General features: G+C 73.9%; 20 protein-coding genes and 1 tRNA gene. 12 read left to right on the top strand and 9 right to left on the bottom strand.

Annotated features, from left to right (window positions below; translation table 11 throughout):
- The first annotated feature begins 11 nt into the window (after positions 1 to 11).
- Entirely contained in the window at positions 12 to 404 is a 393-nt protein-coding gene (locus tag FQ330_RS06230) for an SRPBCC family protein (protein WP_205649664.1), read from the top strand.
- 93 nt (positions 405 to 497) lie between these two features.
- Here FQ330_RS06230 and FQ330_RS06225 read toward each other — a convergent pair whose 3' ends face one another.
- Genes FQ330_RS06225 through glgC form a run of 3 tightly spaced genes read right to left on the bottom strand, consistent with a single transcriptional unit; the run spans position 498 to position 3117 of the window.
- Positions 498 to 1229 carry a metallophosphoesterase family protein gene (locus FQ330_RS06225; protein WP_146356084.1) on the bottom strand — a complete coding sequence of 244 codons (732 nt, stop codon included), beginning with the start codon at positions 1227 to 1229 and terminating at the stop codon, positions 498 to 500.
- An 8-nt stretch (positions 1230 to 1237) separates the two neighbouring features.
- Positions 1238 to 1882, bottom strand: coding sequence for a phosphoserine phosphatase SerB (gene serB, locus FQ330_RS06220; protein ID WP_146356082.1), 645 nt, complete (start codon positions 1880 to 1882; stop codon positions 1238 to 1240).
- Positions 1879 to 3117 (bottom strand): glucose-1-phosphate adenylyltransferase, encoded by a 1239-nt coding sequence (glgC, locus tag FQ330_RS06215; protein ID WP_146356080.1) that lies wholly within the window; start codon positions 3115 to 3117, stop codon positions 1879 to 1881. Before glgC ends, serB begins: the two co-directional genes overlap by 4 nt.
- 78 nt (positions 3118 to 3195) lie before the next feature.
- On the opposite strand from glgC, the gene glgA reads away from it, so the two are divergent.
- The 3 genes from glgA (at position 3196) to FQ330_RS06200 (ending at position 5531) form a co-directional block, all read left to right on the top strand.
- Positions 3196 to 4392: a glycogen synthase gene (gene glgA, locus FQ330_RS06210; protein WP_146356078.1), complete on the top strand. Its 1197-nt coding sequence runs from the start codon at positions 3196 to 3198 to the stop codon at positions 4390 to 4392.
- A 10-nt stretch (positions 4393 to 4402) separates the two neighbouring features.
- Entirely contained in the window at positions 4403 to 5188 is a 786-nt protein-coding gene (locus FQ330_RS06205; protein WP_146356076.1) for an ABC transporter ATP-binding protein, read from the top strand.
- A gap of 94 nt (positions 5189 to 5282) precedes the next feature.
- Positions 5283 to 5531, top strand: coding sequence for a type B 50S ribosomal protein L31 (locus FQ330_RS06200; protein WP_128190198.1), 249 nt, complete (start codon positions 5283 to 5285; stop codon positions 5529 to 5531).
- A gap of 96 nt (positions 5532 to 5627) precedes the next feature.
- Here FQ330_RS06200 and FQ330_RS06195 read toward each other — a convergent pair whose 3' ends face one another.
- A complete protein-coding gene (locus tag FQ330_RS06195) occupies positions 5628 to 7214 on the bottom strand; it encodes an HNH endonuclease signature motif containing protein (RefSeq protein WP_146356074.1) in 1587 nt (528 codons plus the stop codon).
- A 107-nt stretch (positions 7215 to 7321) separates the two neighbouring features.
- Positions 7322 to 8131: a 3'-5' exonuclease gene (locus FQ330_RS06190; protein ID WP_146356072.1), complete on the bottom strand. Its 810-nt coding sequence runs from the start codon at positions 8129 to 8131 to the stop codon at positions 7322 to 7324.
- A 48-nt stretch (positions 8132 to 8179) separates the two neighbouring features.
- Between FQ330_RS06190 and FQ330_RS06185 the strand changes: the two genes are divergently transcribed.
- Positions 8180 to 9058 carry an alpha/beta fold hydrolase gene (locus FQ330_RS06185; protein ID WP_146356070.1) on the top strand — a complete coding sequence of 293 codons (879 nt, stop codon included), beginning with the start codon at positions 8180 to 8182 and terminating at the stop codon, positions 9056 to 9058.
- A 4-nt stretch (positions 9059 to 9062) separates the two neighbouring features.
- The gene (locus FQ330_RS06180) at positions 9063 to 10130 is read left to right on the top strand and encodes a glycosyltransferase family 4 protein (RefSeq protein WP_146356068.1); all 1068 of its coding nucleotides are present in this window, start codon (positions 9063 to 9065) and stop codon (positions 10128 to 10130) included.
- On the opposite strand, the gene FQ330_RS06175 is transcribed toward FQ330_RS06180, so the two are convergent.
- Positions 10127 to 10939, bottom strand: coding sequence for a Sir2 family NAD-dependent protein deacetylase (locus tag FQ330_RS06175; RefSeq protein ID WP_225792721.1), 813 nt, complete (start codon positions 10937 to 10939; stop codon positions 10127 to 10129). The genes FQ330_RS06180 and FQ330_RS06175 overlap by 4 nt on opposite strands.
- 56 nt (positions 10940 to 10995) lie before the next feature.
- Here FQ330_RS06175 and FQ330_RS06170 point away from each other — a divergent pair, with 56 nt between their 5' ends.
- Both FQ330_RS06170 and FQ330_RS06165 read left to right on the top strand, forming a co-directional pair.
- Positions 10996 to 11793 (top strand): TrmH family RNA methyltransferase, encoded by a 798-nt coding sequence (locus tag FQ330_RS06170; protein WP_146356066.1) that lies wholly within the window; start codon positions 10996 to 10998, stop codon positions 11791 to 11793.
- The gene (locus FQ330_RS06165) at positions 11790 to 13061 is read left to right on the top strand and encodes a D-alanyl-D-alanine carboxypeptidase family protein (RefSeq protein WP_146356064.1); all 1272 of its coding nucleotides are present in this window, start codon (positions 11790 to 11792) and stop codon (positions 13059 to 13061) included. Before FQ330_RS06170 ends, FQ330_RS06165 begins: the two co-directional genes overlap by 4 nt.
- 28 nt (positions 13062 to 13089) lie before the next feature.
- On the opposite strand, the gene FQ330_RS06160 is transcribed toward FQ330_RS06165, so the two are convergent.
- Positions 13090 to 13893: an SGNH/GDSL hydrolase family protein gene (locus FQ330_RS06160; protein ID WP_225792720.1), complete on the bottom strand. Its 804-nt coding sequence runs from the start codon at positions 13891 to 13893 to the stop codon at positions 13090 to 13092.
- 68 nt (positions 13894 to 13961) lie between these two features.
- On the opposite strand from FQ330_RS06160, the gene dinB reads away from it, so the two are divergent.
- A complete protein-coding gene (gene dinB, locus FQ330_RS06155) occupies positions 13962 to 15206 on the top strand; it encodes a DNA polymerase IV (protein ID WP_146356062.1) in 1245 nt (414 codons plus the stop codon).
- 19 nt (positions 15207 to 15225) lie between these two features.
- Here the strand turns inward: dinB and FQ330_RS06150 are convergent, their stop codons facing one another.
- Together FQ330_RS06150 and FQ330_RS06145 are read right to left on the bottom strand one after the other, a co-directional pair.
- Entirely contained in the window at positions 15226 to 15468 is a 243-nt protein-coding gene (locus FQ330_RS06150) for a PspC domain-containing protein (protein WP_128189379.1), read from the bottom strand.
- Positions 15469 to 15579: 111 nt separating this feature from the next.
- Positions 15580 to 15665 (bottom strand) — tRNA-Leu (locus FQ330_RS06145).
- Positions 15666 to 15754: 89 nt separating this feature from the next.
- On the opposite strand from FQ330_RS06145, the gene FQ330_RS06140 reads away from it, so the two are divergent.
- Genes FQ330_RS06140 through FQ330_RS06130 form a run of 3 tightly spaced genes read left to right on the top strand, consistent with a single transcriptional unit; the run spans position 15755 to position 19157 of the window.
- Positions 15755 to 17047 carry a M20/M25/M40 family metallo-hydrolase gene (locus FQ330_RS06140; protein ID WP_146356060.1) on the top strand — a complete coding sequence of 431 codons (1293 nt, stop codon included), beginning with the start codon at positions 15755 to 15757 and terminating at the stop codon, positions 17045 to 17047.
- A gap of 5 nt (positions 17048 to 17052) precedes the next feature.
- The gene (gene uppP / locus FQ330_RS06135) at positions 17053 to 17886 is read left to right on the top strand and encodes an undecaprenyl-diphosphatase UppP (protein WP_146356058.1); all 834 of its coding nucleotides are present in this window, start codon (positions 17053 to 17055) and stop codon (positions 17884 to 17886) included.
- Entirely contained in the window at positions 17886 to 19157 is a 1272-nt protein-coding gene (locus FQ330_RS06130; protein WP_128189375.1) for a cysteine--1-D-myo-inosityl 2-amino-2-deoxy-alpha-D-glucopyranoside ligase, read from the top strand. Before uppP ends, FQ330_RS06130 begins: the two co-directional genes overlap by 1 nt.
- The last annotated feature ends 3 nt before the right edge of the window (positions 19158 to 19160 follow it).

Genomic DNA, 19160 nt, shown 5'->3' with positions numbered 1-19160 from the left:
GCGGCCGGGCGATGGAGAGCCGGCACCTCTCCGTCGTGATCCGGCGCGACCGGCGCGAGGTCGCCGCGGTCGCGGGCGACCCGGAGCGGCTGCCGCAGTGGGCGGCGGGCCTCGCCTCCGGCGCCCTCCGCCGCGAGGGCGACGCGCTCGTCGTCGACTCGCCGATGGGCGAGGTGCGGGTGCGCTTCGCGCCGCCGAACGACCTCGGCGTGCTCGACCACGACGTGACCCTGCCGGGCGGCGCGGTGGTGCACAACCCGCTCCGCGTGCTCGCGCATCCGCTCGGCGCCGAGGTGGTCTTCACCCTGCGCCGGCTGCCCGGCATGTCGGCGGATGCGTTCGAGGCGGACGCGCGGGCCGTGGCCGCCGACCTCGAGCGGCTGCGGGCGCTGCTCGAGGACTGACGCCGCACGGATCGAGGATCGGTTGCGCATCGAGGACGATGGCTCCTCGATCCGAGACCGGGAGCGGGGGAGTCCTCGCCCCGTGGCGGAGCGTCAGATCCGGCGCTGGTACTGCCCGGTGCGGAGCTGCTCGATCCAGTGCTCGAGGAACGGGCTGCGCATGTCGCGCGCCACGTCGATCTCGGCGTCGACGTCGTAGGGCACGCGGACGAAGCGCACGGACAGCCGGCCGGGCCCGTCGTCGTCGAGGAGCACGTAGGCGGCGGTCGGGTCGCCGTCGAGCGCGTTGCCGGCGCTGCCGGTGTTGAGCAGCCGCCGGCCGCAGCGGACGTCGAGCCACTGGTCGTGCAGGTCGCCGTACACGACGACGTCGGCGTCGCCGACCGGGCCCGTCGCATCCGTCGCCCGGAACATCTCGTCGAAGGTCGCGTCGTCGGCGCCCCAGCGCACCCGGTGGTGCACCGACGTCGACGACGCGTGGAAGAGCCGCACGCGGTGCCCCGCGAGCTGCGCGTCGTGGTGGAACGGCAGGGCGCCGAGCCACGCGACGCCCTCGGGCCCCACCTCGTCGCGGTACCACTCGGGCGCCGACCACGGCGCGGCCGAGGGGTCGGCGACCGCGTCGTCCCAGTTGCCGCGCACGACGACGTCGCACGCCTCGCGCGCCAGCTCCACGACGGCGCGGCCGCGCGGGCCCTTGCCGACGAGGTCGCCGCCGCACCACACCGCATCCGCGCCCCGCTCGCGCGCATCGGCGAGCACCGCCTCGAAGGCGCCGAGGTTGCCGTGCATGTCCGAGACGATCGCGATGCGCTGGCCGGGCACGGTGCGCCTCAAGCGGGGAGCAGCGGGATGAGCAGGCGGAAGTCGGGCTCCTCGACGATCGCCGAGGCCTGCGCGCGCACGGCGGGCTTCGCGCAGAAGGCGACCGAGACGCCGGCGGCGCCCATCATCAGCAGGTCGTTCGCGCCGTCGCCGACGGCCATCGTGCGCTCGCGCGGCACGCCGTAGTTGAGGCGCAGCGACTCGAGCGTGTCGCGCTTGGCGGCGCCGTCGATGACGGGACCGGTCGAGCGGCCGGTCAGGAGCCCGTCGCGCACCTCGAGCCGGTTGGCGCGCGCGTGGTCGATGCCCAGGTCGGCGGCGATCGGGTCGAGCACCTCGTGGAAGCCGCCCGAGACCGCCGCGACGACGCCGCCGCGCTCGTGGACGGCGGCGATGAGCTCGGGCACGCCGTCGGTGACGGTGACCTGGGCGCGCGCCTCGTCGACGACCGACGCGGGCAGGCCGCGGAGGATGCTGAGGCGCTCGGCGAGCGAGGCGGCGAAGTCGAGCTCGCCGAGCATCGCGCGCTCGGTGACCGCGGCGACGTGACGCTCGGCGGCCGGCCCGACGGCGCGCGCGAGCAGCTCGATCACCTCATCGCGGATGAGGGTCGAATCGACATCGGTGACGACGAGCAGCTGCGCCCCGGTCACTGATGGATCTTCTGGCCCTTGGGCACCGTGACGATGCCGGAGGCGGAGACCGAGAAGCCGCGGGCGCGGTCGGCGTCGTGGTCGACGCCCACCTGCACGCCCGGACCGATCTCGACCTCCTTGTCGATGATCGCGCGGCGCACGACGGCGCCGGCGCCCACGCGCACCTGGTCGAACAGGATCGCGTCGGAGACGGTCGCGCCGGCGTCGACGACGCACCAGGGGGAGACGACGCTGCGCACGATCGACGCGCCCTGCACGACGGAGCCCGCGCCGACGATCGCCTCGTTGACGTCGGCGGCGCGACCCCACGCATCCCTGGTGAACTTCGCGGGCGGCGCGTTCACGGTCTGCGTGTAGATGGGCCACTCGCGGTTGTAGAGGTTGAAGATCGGCAGCGCCGAGATGAGGTCCATGTGCGCGTCGAAGAACGACTCGATCGTGCCGACGTCGCGCCAGTAGTACTTGTCGCGCTCGGTCGCGCCCGGGACGGTGTTGTTCTTCAGGTCGTACATGGCGGCCTCGCCGCGCTCGACGAACCAGGGCACGATGTCGCCGCCCATGTCGTGGTTCGAGCCCTCGAGCTCGTTGTCGGCCGTGACGGCCTCGACGAGCGCGTCGGCGTCGAAGACGTAGTTGCCCATGGAGGCGAGCACCTCGCCCGGGGCGACGACGAGGCCGGATGCGTCGGCGGGCTTCTCGTGGAAGGCGCGGATGATGCCGGGCCGGTCGGCGTCCTCCTCGATGACGCCGAACTGGTTGGCGAGCTCGAGGGGCTGGCGGATGCCGGCGACGGTGGCGCGCGCGCCGGAGGCGATGTGCGCGTCGATCATGTCGCGGAAGTCCATGCGGTAGACGTGATCGGCGCCGACCACGACGACGATGTCGGGCTTCTCGTCGGCGACGAGGTTGAGCGACTGGAAGATCGCGTCGGCGGAGCCGGCGAACCAGTGCTTGCCGGTGCGCTGCTGGGCGGGCACCGAGGTGACGTAGGAGTTCAGCATCGACGACATGCGCCACACCTGCGACACGTGGCGGTCGAGCGAGTGCGACTTGTACTGCGTCAGCACGACGATCTGCCGCAGGCTCGAGTTGATGAGGTTCGAGATCGCGAAGTCGATCAGGCGGTACGCGCCGCCGAACGGCACCGCGGGCTTGGCGCGGTCCGCCGTCAGCGGCATCAGCCGCTTCCCTTCGCCGCCGGCGAGCACGATCCCGAAGACCTTCTTGTCCATGTCGTCACCCTATGCGCCCGCCCTGGTCGCCACCAGGGAGCGCGCCGCCGCACGGGGCCGCTCGCGTACTGTGAAGCCATGCGCGTCGACCTGGTCACCAAGGAGTACCCGCCGGCCATCTACGGAGGCGCCGGCGTGCACGTCACCGAGCTCGTGAAGGCGCTGCGGCGCTCGATCGAGGTGCAGGTGCGCTGCTTCGGGCAGCCGCGCGACGAGGCGGACACGACCGCCTACGACGTGCCGGCCGAGCTCGCCGACGCGAACGGGGCGCTGCAGACGCTCGCGGTCGACCTGCAGATCGCGGACGCGGTCGCCGGCTCCGACCTCGTGCACTCGCACACCTGGTACGCGAACGAGGCGGGCAGGCTCGCGCAGGAGCTGCACGGGATCCCGCACGTGGTGAGCGCGCACTCGCTCGAGCCGCTGCGGCCGTGGAAGGCCGAGCAGCTCGGCGGCGGCTACCGCATCTCGAGCGACATCGAGCGCCGCGCCTACGAGGCGGCCGACCGCGTGATCGCGGTGTCGAACGGCATGCGCGCCGACATCCTGCGCTCGTACCCCGCGCTCGACCCGGAGAAGGTCGTCACGATCTACAACGGCATCGACCTCGACGGCTGGTCGCCGAACGTCGACGCCGACCGCGCCCGCGAGCTGGGCCTCGACCCGGATCGGCCCTCGGTCGTCTTCGTCGGGCGCATCACGCGGCAGAAGGGGCTGCCGCACCTGCTGCGCGCCGCCGCGGCGCTGCCGGAGGACGTGCAGCTGATCCTGTGCGCCGGCGCGCCCGACACGCCCGAGATCATGGCCGAGGTGAAGGGCCTGGTGCAGGAGCTCCAGCAGACCCGCGAGGGCATCGTGTGGATCGACGAGGTGCTGCCGCGCGACGACCTGCGGGTGCTGCTCACGCACGCGACGACGTTCGTCTGCCCGAGCGTCTACGAGCCGCTCGGCATCGTGAACCTCGAGGCGATGGCGTGCGGGGCACCCGTCGTCGGCTCGGCGACCGGCGGCATCCCCGAGGTCATCGACGACGGCGTCACCGGCTTCCTCGTGCCGATCGACCAGGTGCAGGACGGCACCGGCACGCCCACGGATCCCGATCGCTACGTCGCCGACCTGGCGGACGCGCTCACCCGCATGGTCGCCGACCCGGAGGCCGCGCGCCGCATGGGCGAGGCGGGCCGCCGGCGCGCCGCCGAGCACTTCGACTGGGGGCGCATCGCCGAGCAGACGCGCGAGGTCTACGCGGCGGTGATCGCCGAGCGCGCTCGGTAGGCTCGCTCCTATGGCCAGCGTCCTCGAGCTCCACGACGTCTCGTTCGTCCGTGGCGGCAACCGCATCCTCGATCAGCTCTCCTGGACGGTCGACGAGGCCGACCGCTGGGTGATCCTGGGGCCGAACGGCGCGGGCAAGTCGACGATCCTGCAGATCGCGGCCGCCACGGCGCATCCGACCTCCGGTACGGCGCACGTGCTGGGGGAGCGGGTCGGCGGCGTCGACGTCTTCGAGCTGCGCACCCGCATCGGGCTCGCAGCCACCGGGCTCGCGCGACAGATCCCCGCGACCGAGCGCGTCGGCGACGTCGTGCTCACGGCCGCCTACGCCGTGACGGGCCGCTGGCGCGAGCGCTACGAGTCGTTCGACCTCGAGCGCGCGGCCGAGGTGATGGACGCGTGGGACCTCACGGGCCTCTCGACCCGCACCTTCGGCACGCTCTCCGACGGAGAGCGCAAGCGCGTGCAGATCGCCCGAGCGGTCATGACCGACCCCGAGCTCATGCTGCTCGACGAGCCGGCGGGCAGCCTCGACCTCGGTGCGCGCGAGTCGCTGCTGCAGTCGCTCGAGGAGTACGCGTCGAGCCCGCTGGCGCCCGCGATCATCATGGTGACGCACCACGTCGAGGAGATCCCGCCGGGCTTCACGCACGGCATGCTGCTGCGCGAGGGCCGCATCGTCACCGCCGGGCCGCTCGAGGACGTGCTGACGGATGCGCACCTCACCGAGACCTTCGGGCTGCCGCTCGAGATCGCCCACGAGGGCGGCCGGTGGGCCGCTCGCGCGACGCGCTGAGGCCCGCCCGCACCCCGACCACCTGATACACTCGTCAGTCGGCCCGCACGTTGGCCGAAGGACTTTCCGCGCTCGAGCGACACCAAGGACGACCATGAAGACCGAGATCCACCCCGACTACCAGCCGATCGTGTTCCGCGACCTCGCCTCGGGCGAGACGTTCCTCACGCGCTCGACGATCACCAGCGACAAGACGATCGAGCTGGACGGCGAGACGTACCCCGTCATCGACGTCGAGATCTCGAGCGCCTCGCACCCGTTCTACACGGGCAAGCAGCGCATCATGGACTCGGCCGGCCGCGTCGAGAAGTTCAAGAACCGCTACAAGGGCTTCGGCGGCTGATCGCAGCAGCGACATCTCTGGCGCGCAGCGCCTGACACGCAGGGCGACGGGCTTCGGCTCGTCGCCCTTCGTCATGCCCGCGGCCGGCTCCTCCCGTCAAGACTCGCGCGGCGGAGCGAGGCCGCGCTCCCAGGCCATGCCTGTCGACTGCCCGCACACGTAGCGCAGCAGCTGCGGATCCGGCTCGACCCGCGCGCTCCACCAGTCGTCCGGCGACGGCGGGGCCGGCTCGCCGGGCGGCGCTGCGGCCCGCAGATCGGCGAACGTCGGTCCGACGGGCACGGGCTCGTCGACGAGCGTCGCGCCGAGCGGTGTCGTCCACTCGATGACGCCGTGGCCGAGCTGGCGCATGCGCCAGCCGGAGGCGTGCTTCAGCACGTGGTCTCCGCGGCACAGCGTGGCCAGGTTGTCGAGGCTCGTGGCGCCGCCCCTGGCCCAGTCGAGGGTGTGGTCGAGGTCGGCGCGCATGCCGGCGGCCGCGCAGAGCGGGAATCGGCAGCCGCCGTCGCGCGCGAGCAGCCACCTCCGCTGCGCGGCGCTCGGGCGGTAGGTGTCGACCGTGCTGGCCACGCCCGTGACCGGATCGGTGAACAGGCGCTCCCAGGCGCTCGCGCCGCCGGCGAGCCACCGGGCGGTGGCGCGGTCGACGAGGATCCGCCCGTCGAGCGCCGCCGGGAACGGCAGCCCCGGCGTGCCCTCGTCGCGCAGCAGCTCGGTGGCCGGGATCGTGATCGCGACGTGGGCGCGCAGCGGCGAGACGCCGTGCGCGTCGTCGGGGACGACGCCCACGAGCAGCACCTCGCACAGCGCGTCTGCTCGGAACTGGTCGGCGGTGCGCGGATCGTCCTTCGGCTTGCCGCGCGCCGCCTGCGTGAGGCGGTCGAGGATGCCCGCGCCGAGCGCGGCCGGGACGTGCGCGACGAGGTCGCACATGCCGTCGCCGCGGTCGTGGAGCTCGACCGCCCTTCGCTCGCGCGCGACGTCGTGCCGCTGCTGGAGGGGCGTCGTCAGCACCCGCTGCACCGCGCGCTTCGCGCGGGCGCGGAGCCTGCCGGGGGTCGTGGCCTCGGCGATGCGCACGAGCTCGGCCTCGACCGCCTCCCGCTCGTGGGGCTCGATCGCGGGGTCGAGCCGCACCGCGCGCGTCTCGGCCTCGATCACCCGCAGGTGGCCGACGGTGATGCGCCCCGCGGCGGCGGACTCGTGCGCCGCCGGCAGCTCGCGCACGAGCTGCCAGGCCTCGGTCATGCGGCGCTCGAGCCCGCGGTGCGACACGCGCAGCTCGACCGCCGCGAGCGAGGCGAGCTCGCGGATCGCGACGCCGGAGTCGCGCCCGTCGTCGAGCGCGCGCTGCAGGTGCTCGGCCATGAGCGCCCGGCGCTCGCCCTCGATGCGTGCCGACTGCTGCTCGAGCGCCCGCATGCGGCCCGCGAACTGGGCGTCGAGGCGCAACTGCTGCTCGCTCGTGCCTTCGACCGCCGTCGGCATGAGCGGCAGCGGCGAGCCGGAGCGCGCGAGCTCGTCGACCTCGGCGTCGGAGAGCGCGAGGAGCCGCTCGCGCCACTCGCGGTCGAACGCCTCGAGCGATGCCTCGAGCTCGAGCGCCGTCGCGCCGTGCGGGTCGATGGCTCCCGCGCGCACGGCGGCGATGTACTCCTCCGCGTCGATGCCGAAGCCCTCCATGCAGCAAGACAACACCCGGCCACTGACATGGTCGGGTGCTCCAGGAGCCGTGCCGGCGGGGCGGCAGGACCGCGGGCTGGGGCGTCAGCCCCGAACGCCGGAGGCGCTCAGGACCGCAGCGGCCAGCCGCGCCCGGCGCTGAAGGAGGGGTCGGTGCGGCGGCGGTACTCCTCGAAGCCCGCGGCCTGCTCGTCGGCCCAGCCGGCCGTCAGCTCGTGCAGCGAGATCGGGTCGATGCGCAGCTCGGGGAACCGCATCGCCATCGCCTGCGCGATGCGGCCGGCGGCGATCGCGTCGGCGCTCGCGTCGTGCGCGTCGAGCAGCTCGACGCCGTACACCTCGCTCGCGACGGTGAGCGTGCGCTTGCCGCGGCGGAACCGGTCGAGCTGCTTGTCGAGCACCATCGGGTCGATCACCGGCATCGCGGCGAGCGGCTCGTGGCCGTGCCGGCGGCACTCCGCGTCGAGCAGCGAGATGTCGTAGGCGGCGTTGAACGCGCACACCGCGAGCCCCTGCGCCCAGTAGCCGGCCAGCACGTCGCGGATCTCGCAGACCGCCACCGCCGCCTGGGCACCCTCGGCGCGGGCGCGCTCGGTGGTGATGCCGTGCACGGCGACCGATCCCTCGGGGATGTCGATGCCGGGGTCGACGATCCAGGAGCGCTCCTCGACGACCGCGCCCGACGCATCCAGCACGCCGACGTACGCGGTGACGATGCGCGCCTCGGTCGGGTCGACGCCGGTCGTCTCGAGGTCGAAGACCACCAGGCGGTCGATCCAGCGGTCGGGTGCGTGGGGGCTCACGGCGAGGATCGGGCGGTGGAGCTGCGGCGAAGCCGCCACCGGCCCAGCCGCGACCGGCTCGGCCGTCGCCCGCTCGACCGGGAGGGGGAGCTGCTGCACGTTCGTTCCGACCATGCGCCCACGGTAGCCGCGGCCGCCCACACCCGCCGGTAGGCTCGGCGGGTGCCGATCGAGTCCCCGTACGCCGCGCTGCTCGACGCGCTGCCGCAGCGCCGGTACGACGCGGTGGTCGACGGCACGCGCACGGCGGTCTTCGAGTACGGCGACCCCGCCGCCCCGCCGCTCGTGCTCGTGCACGGGTTCCGGGGCGACCACCACGGGCTCGAGCCGATCGTCGCCCACCTGCCGGGCATGCGCACGATCGTGCCCGACCTGCCCGGGTTCGGGGAGTCGGATGCGCTGCCGCACGCCACGATCGACGCGTACGCCGCGTGGCTGCGGGCGCTCGTCGCCGTCGTGGCGCCCGGCGCCGCGGTGCTCGGCCACTCCTTCGGCTCCATCGTGGTCGCGCACGCCGCGGCCGGCGGCCTCGAGGCGCCTCGCATCGTGCTCGTCAACCCCATCGCGACGCCGGCGCTCGAGGGCGGCGACCGGCTCGGGTCGCTCCTCGCCCTCGGCTACTACCGCGCCGCGGCGGCGCTCCCCGAGCGCGCGGGGCTCGCGCTGCTCGGCGCGCCGCCGATCGTGCGCGGCATGAGCGCCTTCATGGCGAAGACGCGCGACCGCCGGCTGAAGCGCTGGATCCACGACCAGCACGACCGCTACTTCTCGCGCTACGCCTCGCGCCGCTCGGTGCTCGAGGCCTTCGACGCCTCGATCCGCCACACGGTCGGCGAGGTCGCGCACCGCATCCCGCAGCCGGTGCAGCTGATCGCCGCCGACCGCGACGACATCACCCCCATCGCCGAGCAGCACCGGCTCCGCACCCGCTTCCGGGACGCGCGGCTGTCGGTGCTGCACGGCGTCGGCCACCTCGTGCACTACGAGCAGCCCCGCGAGGCCGCCGCGATCATCCGCCGCTTCCTCGCCGAGGCGCGGTAGCCGCGTGCGCATCCTCTTCGACTGCCGCTACGTGCGCCTCGAGCACCACGACGGCATCTCCCGCTACTCGGCCGAGCTCGTGCGCGAGCTCGCCCGCGACCACGACGTGACGATGCTCGTGAGCGACGAGCGCCAGCTGCGCATGCTGCCGGCGCTGCCGCACCTGCTGGGGCCGTCGCCGGCCGGCGTGCTCGAGCCGCTCACGGCCTGGCGGCTGCGGCGCGTGCCCGCCGACATCGCGTTCTCGCCCATGCAGACGATCGGCTCGGTCGGGCGCGCCTGGCCGCTCGTGACGACCGTGCACGACCTCATCTACTACCGCCACCGCACGCCGCCGCGCGACCAGTCGCCGCTCGTGCGCGGGCTGTGGCGGCTCTACCACCTGTCGTTCGCGCCGCAGCGGATGCTGCTGAACGCCGTCGACGGCGTCGTCACGATCTCCGAGACGACCCGCCGGCTGCTCGAGCGCCACCGCCTCACGCGGCGGCCCGTCGCGGTGGTCGGCAACGCGCCCTCGTCGCTCGGGGCGCCCGTCGCGCACGAGCAGCCGCCCACGCGGCGGCTCGTCTACATGGGCTCGTTCATGCCCTACAAGGACGTCGAGACGCTCGTGCGGGCGGCCGCGCTGCTGCCCGGGCACGAGCTGCACCTGTGCAGCCGCGTCGACCCCGCCACCCGCGCGCGCCTGACCGCGCTCGCGCCCGGCGCATCCCTCGTCTTCCACGACGGCGTCTCGGACGCCGACTACGCCGACCTGCTGCGGAGCGCCACCGCCTTCGTGCACGCGTCCCGCGACGAGGGCTTCGGCATCCCGGTGCTCGAGGCGATGAGCCTCGGCGTGCCCGCGGTGATCGCCGACACCGAGATCTTCCGCGAGATCGGCGGCGACGCCGCGCGCTTCTTCCCGGTCGGGGACGCGGATGCGCTCGCCCGCGCCGTGCGGGCGCTCGAGGGGGAGTGGGCGGCCGTCTCGCGCGCCTCGCTCGCCCAGGCCGCGAAGCACACCTGGCGCGAGTCGGCGGTGCGGCTGGGCGCGTTCCTGGAGCGGATCGCGGCCGAGGCGAGGCGTTAAAAAGGCGCGATGAGCGCGTCGGCGATCGCCGACAGCGTCTCGCTCGTGCCGCCCTCGACGCGCACGGCGGAGCGCGCGTCCCAGCGCGTCTCGCCGCGGTTCACGATCACGATCGGCACGTCGGCGCGCCGCGCGACCTCGAGCAGCCGCGTGCCGGAGTTCACGACGAGCGACGAGCCGGCGACGAGCACCGCGTCGCCCGCGGCGATGATGTCGCGCGCCTCGGCGAACACCTGCGGCGGCACGGTCTCGCCGAAGAAGACGACGTCGGGCTTCAGCATGCCGCCGCACACGGGGCACGACGGCACCTCGAACTCCTGCGACGCGTCGATCTCGACGTCGCCGTCGGGCTGCAGCCGCACCTGCTCGGGCATCGCGATCCACGGGTTCAGCCGCTCGATCTCGTCGGCGATGCGGTGCCGGTCGAAGGTGCGCCCGCAGCGCAGGCACGACACGGTGTGCAGCCGCCCGTGCACGTGCGTGACGTTCGCCGAGCCGGCCCGCTCGTGCAGGTCGTCGACGTTCTGGGTGGCGATGCCGGTGATGAGGCCCGCCTCCTCCATGTGCGCGAGCGCGCGGTGGCCGTCGTTCGGGTGCACCGAGGCGAAGCTGCGCCAGCCGAGGTGGCTGCCGGCCCAGTAGCGCCGGCGGGCGTCCTCGCTGCTCAGGAAGGTGTCGAACACCATCGGCGTGCGGCGCGGAGCGCCCTCGCCCCGGTAGTCGGGGATGCCGGAGTCGGTCGAGATGCCTGCGCCCGTGAGCACCGCGATGCGGCGGCCGCGGAGCAGGTCGATGGCGGTGTCGAGCACGGTCCCCACCGTAGTCGCCGGTAGGCTGGGCCACCGGCGGAGGAGGTCGGCGGCACATGCAGGTCATCGCGATCGACTCCCTCGACGACCCCCGCCTGCACGACTACGTGGGGCTCACCGACGTCGCGCTCCGCCGCCGCACCGAGCCTGAGCGCGGCCTCTACATCGCCGAGTCGCAGACCGTGCTCGCGCGCGCGCTCCGCGCCGGCCACGAGCCGCGCTCGGTGCTCGTCGCGCCGCGCTGGCTGCCGGAGGTCGAGGAGCTCGTCGCCGATCGCGACGTGCCCGTGTTCGTCGGCGAGGAGCCCGTGCTCGAGCGGCTCACCGGGTTCCACCTGCACCGCGGCGCGCTCGCCGCGATGCAGCGGCCCGTGCTGCCGGATGCGTCGGCGCTGCTCGCGAGCGCACGTCGCGTCGTCGTGCTCGACGGGCTCGTCGACCACACGAACGTGGGCGCCGCGTTCCGCTCGGTCGCCGGCATCGGCGCCGACGCGGTGCTCGTCACGGGCACGTGCGCCGACCCGCTCTACCGGCGCAGCGTGCGCGTCTCGATGGGCACGGTGCTCCAGGTGCCCTGGACCCGCATCGACGCGCTCGAGACCGCGATGCCGGTCTTCCGCGAGGCCGGCTTCGAGGTGGTCGCGATGGCGCTCGCCGACGACGCGGTCGACCTCGCCGAGTACGCGCTCGCACCCGCCGACCGGGTCGCGCTCGTCTTCGGCTCCGAGGGGCCCGGCCTGTCGCGGCGCGCGATCGCCGCCGCCGACCGGGTCGTGCGCATCCCGATGCACCACGGCGTCGACTCGCTCAACGTCGCGGCCTCCGCGGCGGTGGCGATGTGGGCGCTGCGATGACGCACCGCGCGGTCACCGCCGCCTCCCAGCGCGCCAGCCGGCCGCATCCGCTCGTCGTGCTCGTGCGCGCGCTCGTCGTCGCGCTGCTGGCGGCGGCCGCGGTCCTCGGCGTCGCGCTCGCCTTCGCGCCCCCGCCCGCCGTCGCCGCGACGTCCGTGCCGATCGAGGCCGCGGAGCCCGGCGCCGCGTCGGTGGCGTGGCCCGAGACCGCGCGCGCCGCCGGCTACGCCGTCGTCGGCGTCGACGGCGCCGCCGAGGCGTGGGGCAGCGACGAGGCGCACCCGATGGCGAGCATCACGAAGCTCGTCACCGTGCTCGTCGTGCTCGACGCGCACCCGATCGAGGGCGACGACCGCGGCGCCGAGATCACGCTCGGCCGGCCCGACCTCGTCGCGCTCGGCGAGGCGCTCGCCGACAACGCGCCCATCGCGCCCGTCTACGACGGCATGGTCGTCACGCAGCGCGACCTCATGGAGTGGGCGCTCGTCGACTCGGCCGGCAACGCCGCGTGGTCGCTCGCGAACTGGGGCTTCGGCTCGATCGACGCGTTCCTCGATGCGTCGGCCGCGTGGGCCGAGCGGCACGGGCTCGAGCAGACGTCCCTCGCCGATCCCATCGGGCTCTCGGCCCGCAGCGTCTCGAGCGCCGCCGACCTCACCCGCATCGGGCTGCTCGCGGTCGCCGACCCGGTCGTGCTCGCCACGCTGCAGCTCGAGGAGGTGGCGATCCCGGGCATCGGCATCGCGCCGAGCACCAACCGCATCCTCGGCGAGGGCTTCGTCGACGGCGGCAAGACCGGCACGCTCAAGGTCTGGGGGCGCAACCTCTTCGTCACGGCCGAGCGCGTCGTCGACGGCGAGCCGCGCCGCATCGTCGCGGTCGTGATGGGCACGATCGCCGCCGACGAGACCGACGAGGCGATGCTCACCCTGCTCGACAGCCTCTGGGACGACTTCCAGCGGCGCACGATCGTGCCCGCCGGCACCGTCGTCGCCGAGTTCCGGGCGCCCTGGGGCGCGACCACGACCGCGTCGACCCTCAGCGACCTCGACGCCGACGTCTTCGGCGCGCAGCAGCCGACCGCGACCGCCGAGGCGGGCGCGGTCGAGCCGGGCGCCCCGCGCTCCGAGGTGGGGCAGGCGTCGCTCACCGACCACGACGGCGAGACGTCGAGCACGCCGGTGCGGGCCGACGGCATGCTCGCCGCACCCGACCTCGCGTGGCGCCTCACGCATCCGGTCGACGTCGTGGGCTGGTACTTCGACTGAGCCGGCCGTCGCCCGGCGACGCGTCGCCTCAGGCCTCGTGCTGCTCGGCCGGCCGCACGGGCCCCGGCACCGGCCGCTTCGGCAGGATCGCGTCGCCCGACGACTGCCCGCGCAGCCGCCGCACGACCCACGGCGCGAGGTGCTCGCGCGCCCAGTGCAGGTCGTCGAGGCGCATGCGCTGCCAGTTGCGCGCCGGCAGCGGCTCGGGCTCCATCGCGGTGAGGTCGTGGTGCACGCCGAGCGCGTCGAGCACGAGCATCGCGATCGCGTGGTGGCCGTAGGGGGAGAAGTGGAGCCGGTCCGGCGCCCACATCTGCGGCTGCTGCAGGTGCCGGGCCGACCACATGTCGGCGACGACCGCGCCGTGCTTCGCGGCGACGCCGAAGAGGTTGGCGTTGTAGATGCCGACCTTGCCGCGGATGGAGCGCAGCACGGGCGTCATCGCGATGTCGGGGCCGTTGAAGAGCACGACCGCGGCGCCGGTCGCGCGCAGGCGCCCCACGACCTCGTCGAGCCGGGCTGCGAGCAGGTCGGGGTCGCCGCCGGGCCGGATGAGGTCGTTGCCGCCGGCCGAGATGGTGACGAGGTCGGGCTCGAGCGCGATGGCGGGCTCGAGCTGCTCGTCGACGATCTGCCCGAGCAGCCGCCCGCGGATCGCGAGGTTGGCGTAGGCGAAGTCGGGGCGGGTGCGCGCGAGCTCCTCGGCGACGCGATCGGCCCAGCCGCGCACGCCGTTGGGCAGGTCGGGCTCCTCGTCGCCGACGCCCTCCGTGAAGCTGTCGCCGAGGGCGACGTAGCGGGTGTACGGATGCTCCATGCCGGCGTGCTGCATGCCTCCCATCCTGCCTGCTCCGGCCGCTCGCCGCAGGCACCGTGGGCGGTGCGTGGGACGATGGGGGAGTGAGCAAGCAGGACGGCTCGAACCGCCTCGTGTCGGGGCCCGAGGTCGACGACACGACCGCGACGATCCTCCACGTCGACCTCGACGCCTTCTTCGCCTCCGCGTCGCTGCTGGCCCGCCCCGACCTCGTCGGCCTGCCGGTGGTGATCGGCCACGACTCGAGCCGCTCGGTCGTCACGGCCGCGACCTACGAGGCCCGCAGGTACGGCGTGCACTCGGCGATGCCGATGGCCCGCGCGCGCCAGCTGTGCCCGCGCGCGATCATCCTCGAGCCCGACTTCCGGCTGTACCAGCGCCTCTCGAGCCAGGTGATGGGCATCCTCGACGACGTCTCTCCCGAGGTCGAGCGGCTCGGCATCGACGAGGCGTTCGTCGGCATCGCGGGCCTGCGGCGGCTCTCCGGCGGTGCGAACCGCATCGGCGCCGCGCTGCGCGAGCGCGTGCGCGCCGAGACCGGCCTCGTCGCCTCCGTCGGCGCCGCGGGCACGAAGCACATCGCCAAGCTCGCCTCCTCGCGCGCCAAGCCCGACGGGCTGCTCGTCGTGCCCGACGACGCCGTGCTCGGCTTCCTGCACCCGCAGCCCGTGTCGGCGCTGTCGGGCGTCGGACCGAAGCAGCAGGAGCGGCTCGCCCGCTACGGCCTGCACACGGTCGGCGACGTCGCGGCGACGCCGCTCGAGCGGCTCATGGCCTGGTTCGGCGAGGCGACCGGCAGGCACCTGCACGACCTCGCCTGGGCGCGCGATCCGCGAGAGGTGCGCGAGCGCCCGCACGAGAAGACGTTCGGGCACAACCACACGTTCTCGCACGACGTGACGGCGCAGGCCGAGCTGCAGGGCGAGATCCTGCGGCTCGCGACGGGCGTCGGCCGGCGGCTGCGCGACGCCGGCGTGCAGGCGCGCACGGTGACGCTCACGGTGCGCTTCCACGACTTCCGCACCATCACGCGCTCCCGCACGCTGCCGGAGCCGACGGATGTGACGCGCGTGCTGGTCGAGACGGCGTGGTCGCTGCTCGACGCGCTCGGCGGGCTGCCGCCCGTGCGGCTCCTCGGCGTGCGCGCCAGCTCGGTGCAGGACGCCGCCGACCACGGCCTCCTGTGGGACGACACGGCCACGTGGGGGAGCGCGGAGCGCGCGATGGACGCCGTGCACGACCGCTTCGGCGCAGCGGCGGTCGCCCCGGCGAGCATGCTGCGGCGCGAGCGCAAGCGCGACGACACCGGGCCCTCCGGCGGCGACTAGCGTCGCAGGGCGGCGTGGCTCAGCGGCGGCCGAGCCATCGTTCGAGCGGGATCGACCCCGACTGGTTGGGCGTGAGCGCCCAGACCACGAGGTACAGGCCCCAGCCGACCACCGGCAGCGCGAACAGCACGAGCATGACGAGCCGGACGATCCAGACGTTGACGCGCAGCTGCGCGGCGATGCCGCCGCAGATGCCGGCGAGGAGGCGGGAGGGGCCGCGGCGGAAGCCGGTCCTGCGGATGGAGTCGAAGACGGATGCCATGGGAGCACCGTAGCCCGGCCGCCTGGGCGGCACCATGGCCCGCATCCGCACGCGCATCCGCTGGCAGGAACGGGCAGAGGCCCGGAGCGATGAGCTCCGGGCCTCTGTCTGTGCGCGAGGGGGGACTTGAACCCCCACGCCCTAATACGGGCACTAGCACCTCAAGCTAGCGCGTCTGCCATTTCCGCCACCCGCGCAAGGTGTCGGACCACTTGGTGGACCGAGAGATGACTCTAGCACGGCCCAGCGGGCAGGGATGACCGACGGCGGCGGCTAGCCTTGGCTGGTGACCGACCAGACGACCCGCACCGTGCAGCTCGCGAGGGACCTCATCCGCTTCGACACCCAGAACTGGGGCGGCGGCCGCTCGTCCGGAGAGGCGGATGCGGCGGCGTACGTCACCGACGTGCTCGCGTCGATGGGCGTGGCGAGCGAGACCTTCGAGGCAGCCCCCGGCCGCGCCACCGTGATCGCCCGCATCGAGGGCAGCGACCCCTCGCTGCCGCTGCTCGTGGTGCACGGGCACCTCGACGTCGTGCCTGCGGACGCCGCCGAGTGGAGCGTCGACCCGTTCGCGGGCGAGATCCGCGACGGACTGCTCTGGGGCCGCGGCGCCGTCGACATGAAGCAGATGGACGCGATGATCCTCGCGGCCGTGGAGCGCATCCTCGCCTCGGGCCGGCGCCCGCGCCGGGGCCTCGTGCTCGCGTTCTTCGCCGACGAGGAGGCCGGAGGCATCTTCGGCTCGCAGTGGATGGTGCGCAACCATCCCGAGGTCTTCGCCGGCGCCACGGAGGCGATCAGCGAGGTGGGCGGCTACTCGGTCGAGATCGCCGGGCAGCGCGCGTACCTGCTGCAGACGGGCGAGAAGGCCCTGCAGTGGATCCTGCTGCGCGCGCGCGGCACCGCCGCGCACGGCTCGCAGCACATGCGCGACAACGCCGTGACGAAGCTCGCCGCCGCGGTGGCCGCGGTCGGCGCCCACGAGTTCCCGGTCGAGCTCACCGACACGACGCGCGAGCTCATCGCCCGCATCGCCGGGCTGCTCGGCACTCCGGCCGACGACCCCGACGCGGTCGCCGAGCGCACCGGCACGATCTCGCGCTTCCTGCGGTCGAGCCTGCGCCACACCGCCAACCCGACGATGCTCGACGCGGGCTACAAGCACAACGTGATCCCCTCGGTCGCCGAGGCGCGCATCGACGTGCGGCCGCTGCCCGGTCGCGAGCGCGAGGCGATCGACGCGATCCAGGCGCTCGTCGGCGACGAGATCGAGATCGAGCTCGTGCACGGCGACGTCGGCATCGAGCACCCCTTCGGCGGCGCGCTCGTCGAGGCGATGACGGCGAGCCTCGGCCGCCACGACCCCGACGCGCCGGTGCTGCCGTACATGCTCTCCGGCGGCACCGACAACAAGGCGCTCTCGGAGCTCGGCATCGCCGGCTACGGCTTCGCGCCGCTGCGGCTCACCCCGGAGCTCGACTTCGCCGCCATGTTCCACGGCGTCGACGAGCGCGTGCCGCTCGACGCCCTCGACTTCGGCACCGACGTGCTCGAAGACCTGCTGCTGACCTACTGAGGACCATGGACTGGCTGATCGCGATCCTGCTCGGCGCCCTCCAGGGGGCGACCGAGTTCCTGCCCATCTCCTCGAGCGCGCACCTGCGCATCGCCGGGCTCTTCCTGCCCGGCGCCGAGGATCCGGGCGCCACCTTCACCGCCATCACGCAGATCGGCACCGAGCTCGCCGTGGTGATCTTCTTCTGGCGCGACATCTCCCGCATCATCGGGAAGTGGTTCGGCTCCTTCTCGGGCCGCGTGCCGAAGGACGACCCGGACGTGAAGATGGGCTGGCTCGTCATCATCGGCACCGTGCCGATCGTGGTCGCCGGCGTGCTGTTCCAGGACCTCATCCGCGACCAGTGGCGCTCGCTCTGGATCACCGCGACGGTGCTCATCGTCTTCGGCGTGATCCTGGGCCTGTGCGACATGCTCGGCAAGCGGGTGAAGACGCTCGAGACCACCACTTACCGCGACGGGCTCCTCATCGGGCTCGCGCAGGTGCTCGCGCTCATCCCCGGCGTCTCGCGCTCGGGCGCGACGACGAGCATGGGCCGCGCCCTCGGCTACGAGCGGCCCGCCGCGGCGAAGTACGCGTTCTTCCTCGCGGTGCCCGCCGTCTTCGGCGCCGGCATCTACGAGACGATGCAGGCGGTCTCGGAGCCGTCGTCGGTCGGGCTCGGCTGGGGACCGACGATCGCCGCGACCGTCGTCGCGTTCGTCGTCGGCATCGCGGTGATCAAGCTGCTCATGGACTGGATCTCGCGCCGCTCGTTCCTGCCGTTCGTCGTCTACCGCATCGCGCTCGGCACCGTGCTGCTCGTCGCGCTCGCCGCGGGCTGGATCGAGGCCGGCTGATGCGCTCCTGGCAGCGCCCCGGCGTCCCCGACCTCGACCGCCTCGGCCACGGCGCGGGCGAGCGGCCGAGCGTGCACGACGTGCGCCGCGATGGCCGGGCCGTCGTGCCCGCCGGCCCCGTCGCATCCATGTACACGTGCGGCATCACGCCGTACGACGCCACGCACCTCGGCCACGCCTTCACCTACCTCGCGTTCGACACGCTCACGCGCGTCTGGCTCGACGCCGGGCTCGACGTGCGCACCGCGATGAACTCGACGGACGTCGACGACCCGCTGCTCGAGCGCGCCGCGCGCGACGGGGTCGACTGGCGCGAGCTCGCCGAGCGCCAGCAGCAGCTGTTCCGCGACGACATGGAGGCGCTGCGCATCCTGCCGCCCGACTCGTGGGTCGCCGTGACCGAGCGCATCCAGCCCATCGCCGACGCGGTGCGGCGGATGCTCGACACCGGCGACGCCTACGCGCTGCCGGCGGTCGGCGAGGACGGCACGCCGCTCGGGGAGGACGTGCTGTTCGACACCACGCGGCAGCGGCAGTTCCCGATGGGCTTCGGCAGCCGCACGGGCGCCGACGAGATGCTCGAGCTCACCCGCGAGTTCGGCGGTGATCCGGATCGGCCGGGCAAGCGCTCGCCGCTCGACCCGCTGCTGTGGCGCGCCGAGCGGCCGGGGGAGCCCGCGTGGGACTCGGTGCTCGGCCGCGGCCGCCCCGGCTGGCACGTGGAGTGCACGGTGATCGCGATGCAGGAGCTCCACACGCCCTTCACCGTCGCCGCCGGCGGGCGCGACCTGCGCTTCCCGCACCAGGAGATGCAGGGGCACCACGCGCTCGCGCTCGGCGCCCGCATGTTCAGCGAGGTGCGGCTGAACGCCGGGCTCGTCGCCTACGAGGGCGAGAAGATGTCGAAGTCGCTCGGCAACCTCGTGCTCGTCTCGCGGCTGCTGCAGCAGGGCGCGCGGCCCGCCGCGGTGCGGCTCGCGCTCCTCGCGCACCACTGGCGCGAGGACTGGGAGTGGACCGACGACCAGCTCGAGGCCGCCGAGCAGCGGCTCGACCGCTGGCTCGAGTGGTCGACGACGCCCGACGACGACCCGTCGCTCGCCGAGAGCGTCGTGCCGTGGCTGCGCGTGACGCTGCACGACGACCTCAGCACCCCCGCGGCGCTCCAGGCGGTCGACGCGTTCATCCAGCGCGCCCCGGCCGACGAGGGCAGCCTCGCGGCGATCGACGCGCTGCTCGGCATCGACCTCAGGTCGGTCGCGCGCCGCTGACGC

This window comes from Agrococcus sediminis (genome assembly GCF_007923295.1).
GTDB lineage: Bacteria > Actinomycetota > Actinomycetes > Actinomycetales > Microbacteriaceae > Agrococcus > Agrococcus sediminis.
Note: the sequence above shows the minus strand (reverse complement) of the source record. Positions and strands in the feature narration are given on the sequence as shown.

Coding starts and splice junctions, on each gene's coding strand:
- FQ330_RS06190 (WP_146356072.1), bottom strand. CDS start 8,131: ATGGTCGGAACGAACGTGCAGCAGCTCCCCCTCCCGGTCGAGCGGGCG.
- glgA (WP_146356078.1), top strand. CDS start 3,196: ATGCGCGTCGACCTGGTCACCAAGGAGTACCCGCCGGCCATCTACGGA.
- FQ330_RS06160 (WP_225792720.1), bottom strand. CDS start 13,893: ATGCAGCACGCCGGCATGGAGCATCCGTACACCCGCTACGTCGCCCTC.
- FQ330_RS06165 (WP_146356064.1), top strand. CDS start 11,790: ATGACGCACCGCGCGGTCACCGCCGCCTCCCAGCGCGCCAGCCGGCCG.
- FQ330_RS06170 (WP_146356066.1), top strand. CDS start 10,996: ATGCAGGTCATCGCGATCGACTCCCTCGACGACCCCCGCCTGCACGAC.
- FQ330_RS06230 (WP_205649664.1), top strand. CDS start 12: ATGGAGAGCCGGCACCTCTCCGTCGTGATCCGGCGCGACCGGCGCGAG.
- FQ330_RS06150 (WP_128189379.1), bottom strand. CDS start 15,468: ATGGCATCCGTCTTCGACTCCATCCGCAGGACCGGCTTCCGCCGCGGC.
- FQ330_RS06130 (WP_128189375.1), top strand. CDS start 17,886: ATGCGCTCCTGGCAGCGCCCCGGCGTCCCCGACCTCGACCGCCTCGGC.
- FQ330_RS06200 (WP_128190198.1), top strand. CDS start 5,283: ATGAAGACCGAGATCCACCCCGACTACCAGCCGATCGTGTTCCGCGAC.
- FQ330_RS06205 (WP_146356076.1), top strand. CDS start 4,403: ATGGCCAGCGTCCTCGAGCTCCACGACGTCTCGTTCGTCCGTGGCGGC.
- FQ330_RS06195 (WP_146356074.1), bottom strand. CDS start 7,214: ATGGAGGGCTTCGGCATCGACGCGGAGGAGTACATCGCCGCCGTGCGC.
- uppP (WP_146356058.1), top strand. CDS start 17,053: ATGGACTGGCTGATCGCGATCCTGCTCGGCGCCCTCCAGGGGGCGACC.
- glgC (WP_146356080.1), bottom strand. CDS start 3,117: ATGGACAAGAAGGTCTTCGGGATCGTGCTCGCCGGCGGCGAAGGGAAG.